This is a genomic window from Aeromonas sp. s3 (assembly GCF_040907805.1).
Lineage (GTDB): Bacteria > Pseudomonadota > Gammaproteobacteria > Enterobacterales > Aeromonadaceae > Aeromonas > Aeromonas dhakensis.
On the sequence record NZ_JBFOCQ010000015.1, the window covers coordinates 86,929 to 96,983 of the forward strand.

At 61.8% G+C, this 10,055-nt stretch carries 9 protein-coding genes and 1 rRNA gene; 7 read left to right on the plus strand and 3 right to left on the minus strand.

The window, feature by feature from the left end; genetic code table 11:
• The first annotated feature begins 33 nt into the window (after positions 1 to 33).
• The gene (locus AB5Y98_RS08240; protein WP_017766313.1) at positions 34 to 1,614 is read left to right on the plus strand and encodes a response regulator; all 1,581 of its coding nucleotides are present in this window, start codon (positions 34 to 36) and stop codon (positions 1,612 to 1,614) included.
• A gap of 65 nt (positions 1,615 to 1,679) precedes the next feature.
• Here AB5Y98_RS08240 and AB5Y98_RS08245 read toward each other — a convergent pair whose 3' ends face one another.
• Positions 1,680 to 2,207: a DUF2937 family protein gene (locus AB5Y98_RS08245; protein ID WP_336290103.1), complete on the minus strand. Its 528-nt coding sequence runs from the start codon at positions 2,205 to 2,207 to the stop codon at positions 1,680 to 1,682.
• 211 nt (positions 2,208 to 2,418) lie between these two features.
• Here AB5Y98_RS08245 and AB5Y98_RS08250 point away from each other — a divergent pair, with 211 nt between their 5' ends.
• Complete coding sequence (locus AB5Y98_RS08250) at positions 2,419 to 3,141, plus strand: phosphatase PAP2 family protein (RefSeq protein ID WP_336290102.1); 723 nt, start codon at positions 2,419 to 2,421, stop codon at positions 3,139 to 3,141.
• A gap of 256 nt (positions 3,142 to 3,397) precedes the next feature.
• Complete coding sequence (locus AB5Y98_RS08255; RefSeq protein ID WP_054543429.1) at positions 3,398 to 4,300, plus strand: sulfite exporter TauE/SafE family protein; 903 nt, start codon at positions 3,398 to 3,400, stop codon at positions 4,298 to 4,300.
• 60 nt (positions 4,301 to 4,360) lie between these two features.
• Here AB5Y98_RS08255 and AB5Y98_RS08260 read toward each other — a convergent pair whose 3' ends face one another.
• Positions 4,361 to 5,164, minus strand: a complete 804-nt coding sequence (locus AB5Y98_RS08260) for a hypothetical protein (RefSeq protein WP_368231709.1) — start codon at positions 5,162 to 5,164, stop codon at positions 4,361 to 4,363.
• Positions 5,165 to 5,364: 200 nt separating this feature from the next.
• A complete protein-coding gene (gene hemL / locus AB5Y98_RS08265; protein ID WP_368231710.1) occupies positions 5,365 to 6,651 on the minus strand; it encodes a glutamate-1-semialdehyde 2,1-aminomutase in 1,287 nt (428 codons plus the stop codon).
• A gap of 224 nt (positions 6,652 to 6,875) precedes the next feature.
• Between hemL and clcA the strand changes: the two genes are divergently transcribed.
• From clcA to AB5Y98_RS08285, 4 genes are all read left to right on the plus strand, one after another.
• On the plus strand, positions 6,876 to 8,270 hold the full coding sequence (clcA, locus tag AB5Y98_RS08270; RefSeq protein ID WP_368231711.1) for a H(+)/Cl(-) exchange transporter ClcA: 1,395 nt from the start codon (positions 6,876 to 6,878) through the stop codon (positions 8,268 to 8,270).
• Positions 8,271 to 8,356: 86 nt separating this feature from the next.
• On the plus strand, positions 8,357 to 9,052 hold the full coding sequence (locus tag AB5Y98_RS08275) for a DUF6776 family protein (RefSeq protein WP_368231712.1): 696 nt from the start codon (positions 8,357 to 8,359) through the stop codon (positions 9,050 to 9,052).
• Between the two features lie 90 nt (positions 9,053 to 9,142).
• A complete protein-coding gene (erpA, locus tag AB5Y98_RS08280; protein WP_005304404.1) occupies positions 9,143 to 9,493 on the plus strand; it encodes an iron-sulfur cluster insertion protein ErpA in 351 nt (116 codons plus the stop codon).
• A gap of 480 nt (positions 9,494 to 9,973) precedes the next feature.
• Positions 9,974 to 10,055 (plus strand): 16S ribosomal RNA (locus AB5Y98_RS08285); the annotation flags it as partial.

A 10,055-nucleotide genomic window follows, 5' to 3' on the forward strand; every position in this document is an offset into this window, starting at 1 on the left:
TACCCTCATGCAGCGCCTGGAGGCGTGAACGATATGAGCAGTGCCCAAGACAAGGACGAGATCTGGCTGGATGACGACATCATCGAGCTGGATGACGATGAGGCCGTGGTGACCAGGATGGCCAATCCCTGGCAGGTGCTGATCGTCGATGACGAACCGGACATTCATCATGCCACCCGGCTGGCACTCTCCAACATTCAGTACAAATCCCGCCCGCTAGCCCTGCTCAACGCCTACAGCGGTGCCGAGGCTGCCCGCATGCTGCAGGCCAACCCGCGCATCGCCCTGATCCTGCTCGACGTGGTGATGGAGACCGAGGACGCCGGCCTGCGGTTGGTGCACCAGATCCGCAACGAGATGAAGAACGGCCTGGTCCGCATCGTGCTGCGCACCGGCCAGCCCGGGCAGGCCCCCGAGCAGCGGGTGATCCTCGACTACGACATCAACGACTACAAGACCAAGACCGAGCTGACGGTGCAGAAGCTTTACACCACCGTCATCGCCTCCCTGCGCTCCTACGAGACTCTCTGCGCCATCGACAAGAGCCGGCAGGGGCTCGGCAAGATACTGGAGGGGGCGGGGGATCTCTATCACCTGCATTCGCTGCGGGAATTTGCCTCCGGGGTGCTCAAGCAGATCAGCGCCATTCTCGATGTGGGCACCGAGGGGGCCATCTGCGCCGAGCGCCGGCCCGGCTCGCAGGAGCTGGAGATCCTGGCCGCTACCGGCGACTATGAATCCCTGCTGAGCGACGTGCCGCTAACCACCTTCCCGGCCCTGCATGACTCTGTGATGAGTGCGCTGGCCAATCGCTGCAACCGCTTCGAGCATCCCCAGGATGCGCTCTACATCGCGGCCCAGAACGGGCGCGAGTTCGTGCTCAACTTCACCCCCACCCAGCCGCTCGACCCGCTCGAGTGCGATCTGCTGGACGTGTTCTGTCAGCGCATCTCGGCGGCATACGACAACCTCTATCTCTACAACCAGCTGCTGCGCGCCCAGGAGGCAACCGTGGTGGCGCTGGCGGCGCTGGCGGAGTTTCGCGATTCGGATACCGGCGATCACGTGCTGCGGGTGCAGAAGCTCTCCGATGCCATCGTGGCCGAGCTGCAACAGGCGGGGGCCTATCCCGACGAGCTGACCCCCGGCTTCGTCGACATGATCGGCATGGCCAGCATACTGCATGACGTGGGCAAGGTGGGCACGCCGGACCACATCCTGCACAAGCCGGGGCGGTTCGAGCCGGACGAGCGGGCCATCATGGAGCAGCATGCGGACATCGGCGCCAGCATATTGCACAAGGCGGGGGAGATGGTGGAGGGGACCAGTTATCTGTCGCTGGGGGCCGAGATCGCCCGTGGCCACCATGAGCACTTCGATGGCAAGGGTTACCCGGAGCAGCTGGCCGGCGAGCAGATCCCGCTGTCGGCCCGTATCGTGGCGGTGGTCGACGTGTTCGACGCCCTGCTCAGCAAGCGCCCCTACAAGGAGCCCTGGTCGCTGGCCCAGACCATGGAGTACATCATGTCGCGCTCAGGCAGCCAGTTCGATCCCGAGGTGGTGAAGGCGCTCAACCGGCTGGTCAGCGAATCGCGCTTGCCCTACGAGCTGTAGGGGAGAGCAAGAGACGACAAGGGGGCCGCGGGCCCCCTTGTTGTTGGCGGGGACTGGCTGAGGGATCAGCGCTGGCCGTAGCGTACCCTGGGCTGGTGCTGGCGAAACGGCAGCAGCAGAAGGCCGAGCAGCAGATCGCCGACAAGGGCCGCGAGTAAGCCCGCCGCCATGCCGCAGACGATGGCGGCCTGCTTGAGCGGTACCACATAGCTGTAGTTTTGCAGGGTATCTTGCCAGAGCTGGGGCTCGGCACGCAGCAGCAGGTGGGAGAGCTGCCGGTACCAGGGGGCGTTCTTGTAGATGCTCTCCTGCTGCAGGGTCTGACGCTGGCTGACCAGCAGTTGCAGGCTGGCCGCATCCTTGGCGAAGACCGGATCCGGGTTGGTGCGGTAGTGGTTGACCAGGGCTGTCAGATCGCCGTCGAAGTGCTGATCCGCCGTCTCCTGAAAGGGGGCAAGGCTGAGGCTGGCCTGTTGCAGACGGGCGTCCAGCCGCTGGTAGTAGAGGTCGATCAGACCCGGGATCTGCACGCCGGCCAGCAGGCCAAGGGCAAACAGCATCATCCTGAGGTAGCTGCGCATATTGCTGTTCATCTCGCGAAAGGGAAGAGCTCCATACTAGCCGCAAGGTCAGGGACGGCCAAGTCCGCCATCAGGATCGGAGCATTCCAAGAAGGGCTTAAACGGAACCTGTTTTGCCGCACTGTTTTCCCCATGAACTTTGCTTCCCCCCTCATTTGTGTGATTCACGTCACGCTTCTTATGTTCTAAAATACGACCCCATTTTTCGGGGAGGAGAGTCCGTATGCGCAAATTTATACCCTGTTATCTGTTGGGTGGTCTCATCGCTGTCAGCTGGGCCGCTCTGCCCGATCACGGCCCCTGGGATCGGTGGGATCTCGTCGTCTTCCATCTGGTCAATGGCTGGCTGGGCCAGGCCCAATGGTGGGCCGATCTGGTGGCGGTGACCAACAACCGGTTGTTCGATCTGGCGGTGCTCTCCTGCATGGGGCTTATCCTCTCCCGCTGCTTCTGGCGTGCGGACGAGCAGGGGCGTCGCCGGCTGGTGGCCATGGGGTGTGTCATGCTGCTGGGGGCCCTGGTGATCAACCAGTTTGGCCATCTGCTGCCGGTCAGCCGGCCCAGCCCGACCCTGATGGTGGCGGATGCACTGCGGGTCACCCAGCTCAGCGGGATCCCGACCAAGGATTCGTCCAGCGACAGCTTCCCCGGCGATCACGCCCTGTTCCTGATGATCTTCGCCGGTTTTGCCCTGCGCTATCTGCCACGCTGGGCCGGGGTGACGGCGCTGCTGATGGTGCCGCTGTTCTCGGCGCCCCGCATCCTCTCTGGTGCCCACTGGCTGACGGATGTCTATGTCGGCGCCCTCTCCTTGACCCTGCTCTGTCTGCCTCTGTTGCTGTCGACCGGTCTGTCGGATGCGCTGATCGGCTGGATCGCCCAGCGGCTGCCACGCCTGCCGGGCTGGCAGTGGCTGGCGGGCAAAACATCGGCGAGTCAGCAATAAAAAAGAAGGTCGGTGCATACCGGCCTTCTTTTTGTCTACTTCCCGCCGGTGACTGTGGTCGTCGCGAAATGACCATGACTACCACCGGCGGCCCCAGGCCTGCTGGCCCTCATAGAGAAGTATTAGCAGATTCGTTCGGGCGTGCCTAACAAGAGTTTCTCCAAGGAATCGTTTGCAAGGGATGAATGCTTGATCAGGGCCAAGATTTTTTATTTTTGCTGCCTTAGAATCGCCGCCCGTTGCTGGAGAACTCTGTATGTTAATTAATCTTTTGCGCCTGATATTCATCATCTGTGCGCTGGCGTTCATCTTCATGCTGGTACGGGCCTGGTGGCACAAGCGGCAACAGGGTGCGCTGGAGTCGACCCCCTTCTGGCCGGTGGCGGCCATCGGTTTTGTCGCCAATTTTCTCGATACCCTGGGGGTTGGCAGCTTCGCGGTGAAGACCGCCTGCTACAAGCAGTTCAAGCTGATCGACGACCGGCTGCTGCCGGGCACCCTCAACGGCCAGTGCGTGTTGCCGACGGTCACCCAGTCCCTGATTTTTATCGGCGCCGTGCAGGTGGAGCCGCTCACCCTCATTGGCATGATGGTGGCCGCTGCTGCCGGCGCGGCCTGGGGGGCGCGCCACGTCGCCTCGTTCGATCGCCAGACCATCCGGCTGGTGATGGCGGTCTCCCTGCTGGTGGTGGCTGGCCTCATCTTCGCGGGCCTGCTGGGGTTGTTCCCCCTCGGTGGCGATGCCATGGGGCTGACCGGTTACAAGCTCGGGATAGCGCTCGCCGGCAACTTCCTCTTTGGCGTGCTGATGAACGTGGGCATAGGCCTGTTCGCCCCCTGCATGACCCTAGTCTATCTGCTCGGCATGAACCCGCTGGCTGCCTTCCCCATCATGATGGGCTCCACCGCCGTGCTCAGCGTCTTCTCGGCGGGCACCTTCATCCGCAAGGGGGCCTTCGACGCCAAGGCGGTGCTGGCGGTGGCCATCTTCGGCCCTGTCGGCGTGGTGCTGGCGGCCATGCTGGTCAAATCCATGGACATGGCGATGCTCAAATGGCTGGTGGCCTTCATCGTCATCTATACCTCCTGGACCATGTACGCCTCCTGGCGGGCGGCGCGGCGGGCGCCACAACCCCGGCTGGCAGGCGTCACTGGTTAGCCAGTGCGGCGCGTGCCGGTGCTGGCCGCGGAGTATTGAAGTGGTTGCAGGCCTTTGGCGTTATCTATACCTCCTGGGCCAAGTACGCTTTTTGGCTGGCGCCACAACCCCGGCTGGCAGAGGTCGCAGGCTGGCCTGCACCAGCGCCGCTTCGGCCCTGGCTCCCAGAAACACATAGAGCCCGAGGGCCAGCAGCAGTCCCACGGCGCACCCCATCACCCCCACCGCCGGCCAGAGCAGTTCGACCTGGCCGAGAGAGCCCTTGAACAGCAGCAACAGCCCCTCGATGGAGACCGCGATCAGAATGGCGGCGATGAAACGGGTAATGGTGCGGCGAATGGCGCTGTGGCGAAAGATGTCTTTATGTAGCAGCACCTCCTCTTCCAGAATGGTCTTGCCCAAGTCGAATACCGCTAGCGCCAGGGTCAGAAAGATGATGGCGCTGAAGGCCCCCAGCCGGTTCTGCTGCGCTCCGCACAGCAGCAGATAGAGCTGCTCCAGCCCGTGCCAGATGAGCGTCGCGACGATCAGAAACAGCGCCAGACTCAGCACCACATAAACCCCCTTGAACCAGGGCATGGCCCGGCGCCGCTCCCTGTCCCCCATCAGCCAGGCGATAAGCTGGTTCAGGCAGAGGGTCAGTTCACGGCCATGACCTCTCACTATCAGATGCAAACGGGCTTGCGGCGCAGGCACTGGCGGCAGGATCCCGAGCGGTTCCCGGCTGAGGGCCTGATGCAGGATAAAGGGGTAATCCTTGAGTGAATCGGGTGGCGCCGTCAGCAGCCCCAGCAGCAGGGGGGCCAGTTCGGCTTCGTACTCCTGATAGCGTCGCAGCACATCGATGGGGCTCATTTCCGCCATACCTACCTCGCTCACAAAGGATGGGTCTTGCTGACGGCTGCAAATTGTGGGCCTGCTTTATGACAACGACTGTGGTGGGGGTTGCACCGTTTGGTGACAAATCACGGTTGCCGACGGGCGGATTGCACCGGCAGCGGGCATGGCGAGGGGAGAATGAAAAAGGGCCCGTGAAGGGCCCTTGTGTGGCAGATGGCGACGGCTTAGCCGGCCAGCTTGGCGAAGCTGCGCTCGGCGGCGGCCAGGGTGTGTTCGATCTCCTTGTCGCCGTGGGCCAGCGACAGGAAACCCGCCTCGTAGGCGCTCGGCGCCAGATAGACGCCCTCTTCCAGCATCAGGTGATAGAAGCGCTTGAAGCGCTCCATGTCGCAACGGGTCACCTGCTCATAGCGGGTGATCTCGGTCTCGTCGGTAAAGAAGAAGCCGAACATGCCGCCCACGTAGTTGATGGCGAGCGGGATACCGTGTTTGGCGGCGGCGGCTTTGAGCCCTTCGGCAACTCGGGCGGTCTTGTCGCTCAGCTGTTCATAGAGGCCCGGCTCCAGCAGCAGATCCAGCATGGTGAGGCCGGCAGCCATGGCCACCGGGTTGCCGGAGAGAGTGCCTGCCTGATAGACGGGGCCGGTCGGAGCGATGTGCTGCATCACCTTCTTCTTGCCGCCGAAGGCGCCGACCGGCATGCCGGCACCGATGATCTTGCCGAGGGTGGTGAGATCCGGGTCGATGTTGTAGTGGCCCTGGGCGCCGCGCAGGGAGACGCGAAAGCCTGTCATCACCTCGTCCAGGATCAGCAGGGCGCCGAACTCGTCACAGATGGTGCGCAGCCCTTCCAGGAAACCGGGCACCGGCGGGATGCAGTTCATGTTGCCGGCCACCGGCTCGACGATGATGCAGGCGATCTCGCTGCCGTACTGGCTGAAGGCCTCGCGCACCGAGTCCAGATCGTTGAACACGCAGGTGAGGGTGTGCTTGGCAAAGTCGGCAGGCACGCCCGGACTGTTGGGCTGACCCAGGGTCAGCGCGCCGGAGCCGGCCTTGACCAGCAGGGAGTCGGCGTGGCCGTGGTAGCAGCCTTCGAATTTGACGATCTTGTCGCGACCGGTGTAGCCGCGGGCCAGCCGTATGGCGCTCATGGTGGCCTCGGTGCCGGAGTTGACCATCCGCACCTGCTCCATGGAGGGGACGATCTGGCGTACCTTCTCGGCCATCAGCACTTCGATCTCGGTGGGGGCGCCGTAGCTCAGCCCTTTCTCGACGGCCTTGATGACGGCGGCCTTGATGGCCGGGTGGTTGTGACCCAGCAGCATGGGGCCCCAGGAACCGATGTAATCCACGTAGGCCTGGCCGTCCACGTCATAGAGGTAGGCGCCATCGGCGTGATCGATGAAGCGGGGTGTGCCGCCGACCCCATTGAAGGCGCGGACCGGTGAGTTGACGCCGCCCGGAATGGTCTGGCGGGCCTGTTCAAACAGCTGATCTGATTTTGACATGGATCATCCTTAATGGGATTTTGGTCGTCACACAGGTGCAGGTGGCCGATTGCGGCTCGGCAGTCGGGGGGAGCTGGAGTATGCTTGCGCTCTTGACTCCCTGGCCAAGGACTGCCCCGTGTTAAATGAAACGGGCCGACTATAGCAGAAAGGCCCGGTGCTGGGCAGCCGGGCAGCAGGCTGGATGTCGTCACCTCCGTCAGCAAACGAATGTGGTTTTTTTCATGTCGCAACAAGCTTTCTCTTCTGCTGAACCGCTCTCGCCTCCCCGTGGCCCCGTCCTGCGGCGGATCATTCATCAAGACAAGATGCCCCTGCTGGTGCTGCTGTTGGCGGCACTGGTCGGTACCCTGGCCGGGCTGGTCTGTGGACTGTTCGAGTCCGGCGTTCACTGGCTGGCGCAGCAGCGCATTGATCTGCTGGCCGATCGCCCCTGGTGGCAGCTCGGTCTGCTTGGCTTCGGTTTCAGCGCCCTGCTGGGGATGATCGGCTATTTCCTGACCCACACCTTTGCGGCGGAGGCCGGGGGCTCCGGCATTCCCGAGATCGAGGGGGCCATGGACGAACTGCGGCCGGTGCGCTGGTGGCGGGTGTTGCCGGTCAAGTTCTTCGGCGGTATCTGCACCCTGAGCTCCGGCATGGTGCTGGGGCGGGAGGGGCCCTCGGTGCAGATCGGCGGCAACCTCGGCAAGATGGTGGCGGATATCTTCCGGCTGCCGAAGGAGCACGGCCATGCCCTGTTGGCGGCCGGTGCGGCCGGCGGTCTGGCCGCCGCCTTCAATGCGCCGCTGGCGGGGATCCTGTTCGTGATGGAGGAGATGCGACCGCAGTTTCGCTACTCCTTTCTGGCCATCAAGGCGGTGGGCATCTCCGCCATCATGGCGACCTTGATGCTGCAGAACATGAAGGGGCAGGGGGCCGTGATCAGCTTGCCTCACTACGATGCACCGGCTCTCAAGGCGCTCTGGTTGTTCCTCTTCATGGGGGCCGCTTTCGGGGTGCTGGGGTTCGTCTTCAACAAGCTGGTGCTGGCCTGTCAGGATGGTTATCTGGCACTGCATCAAAACAAGCGCCATCGCTTCGTGGCCATCGGCATGCTGGTGGCGGGCACCTTCGGCGTGCTGTCGCTGTTCGCCCCGGCGGTGACCGGTGGCGGCACCGAGCTTATCCCTCACCTGATGGGCGGGGAGTATGCAATGGCCACCCTGTTCCTCATCTTCTCCATCCGGTTGGTGGCCACTCTGGTCTGTTTCTGCTCCGGTGCGCCGGGCGGGGTGTTTGCGCCGACGCTGGCCCTTGGCACCCTGTTCGGGGTGGTGTTTGGTCACCTGTTCCACTCGGCCTTCCCCGAACTTGGCATCGAACCGGGCGCCTTTGCCATCGCCGGTATGGGGGCGCTGTTTGCTGCCACCGTGCGTGCGCCCATCACCGGCATAGTGCTGGTGACCGAGATGACCGACAACTATCAGCTGATCCTGCCCATGATGATCACCACGGTCGGTGCGACCCTGGTGGCCCAGTGGTTGGGGGGCCGCCCCATCTATTCCCAGATCCTGGAGCGAACTTTACGGCTCGCGGCGCGTCAAAAGCGGGGAGAAAGCGGCGCCAGTGCCGGTTAACTTTTTGTCTGCCGGCCTGAATCTGCTTGTGTCGCGTATAGTGAAGGGAGCGTGGCCGCAGTATGCGCAGTAACAAAAGAGGCCTTATGTCCCAGATAATGAAGTGGTTGGCAGTGCTGATGGTGGGGGCGCTCATCGGCTATTTTGTCGGTAATCGCCAGGAGCTGGCTCAGAGCAGCCTGTTGACGGTTCAGCAGGAGACGCTGGAACGCCAGGCCAAGGCCATTGGCCAGCTCAAGGGCGAGCTCGGCATCAAGGAGACCCTGCTGGCTACCCAAAAGGCAGCATTCGAGCAGTTGCAACAGGCGCTCAAGGATCAGGAAGCCCAGGTGCAGGAGCAGAAGCGCCAGCTGGCTTTCTTCGAGCGGATCATGCGTCCCACCGGCGAGCAGGTGGGGGTGGTGATCGACAACCTCACCCTGCAGGAGACCAGTATCCCTGGCCGTTATCACTATCGGCTGGCGCTGACCCAGCCCGCCAAGAAGCGCGAGCTGTTCCGCGGTCAGGTACAGATAAAGGTGGAAGGAAGCCAGGGTGACAAGCCCAGAACCCTCGGCAGCCGTGAGCTGGGCATGAAGGTAGGAGAGGGGCGCTATGCACTGCGTTACTTCCAGCTGCTGGAAGGCAACTGGCAGTTGCCGGAAGGCTTTGTACCGGACCGGGTGCGGGTCACCATCAGCAAGGATGGTCGGCAACCGGCCCAGGAGCTACTGGCTGAATGGGGCGAGGTGATCAAGCCGCTGGTGGCCGCTCCACCGGCACCTGTGCCGGCCGCACAGTAAGAAGCTTGGTGAATACTTGAACTGAATGGTCGGGTATTGGATAATTTCGCGGTTTCCATGTTTGTGGATTTAACGGTTGTGAGGTCAGTAATGAGTGCAGTAGCAGAAGCCCCGTTGCCCATCCAGATGACGGATGCGGCAGCCAACAAGGTGAAGACCCTGATCACCGAAGAAGAAAATCCCGAGCTCAAGCTGCGGGTGTACATCACGGGCGGTGGCTGCTCCGGTTTCCAGTATGGTTTCACCTTCGATGAGAAGATCAACGAAGGGGATACCGTGGTCGAGAAGAGCGGGGTCACCATGGTGATCGATCCCATGAGCCTGCAGTATCTGGTTGGCGGCAGTGTGGATTACACCGAAGGTCTGGAAGGCTCCCGCTTCACCGTGACCAACCCCAATGCCACTACCACCTGTGGCTGTGGTTCCAGCTTCTCTATCTGATATATAGAGATACCGCGTGATATCGAAGGGCCCCAAGGGGCCCTTTTCGTTTTGGCACCCATTCTTATAGTCGGACGCTCTGGACCAGCAACTAATGCTCAAGAGACCTTGATGGGCTTCCTTTGGGTTGCTGTTGGGGCGCTTTTTATCCTGATTGGTGGTTAGTTAAACACTTTAACGTCTTTTTCAAAAAAACACGGAGTTTTCGCTTGTCAGCGAGAATCATATCCCTATAATGCGCCTCCATCAGCACGGCGCAGTGCGCGTCTGGTCTGGCTTGCAAAGCAACCCAGTGAGGGTTATAGTTGTCGACCCTGCTCTTTAACAATTTGAATCAAGCAATCTGTGTGGGCACTCACAGCATCGAGCATCAAAAACAATTTTTGATTTTCAATGTCTGATGAAGTGACCAAAGCAACTTTTAAGTTGCAGCAGTTAATTCAGCAATTCATTGAGCCGCCTTTATAGGCAACCAAACTTAAATTGAAGAGTTTGATCATGGCTCAGATTGAACGCTGGCGGCAGGCCTAACACATGCAAGTCGAGCGGCAGCGGGAAAGTA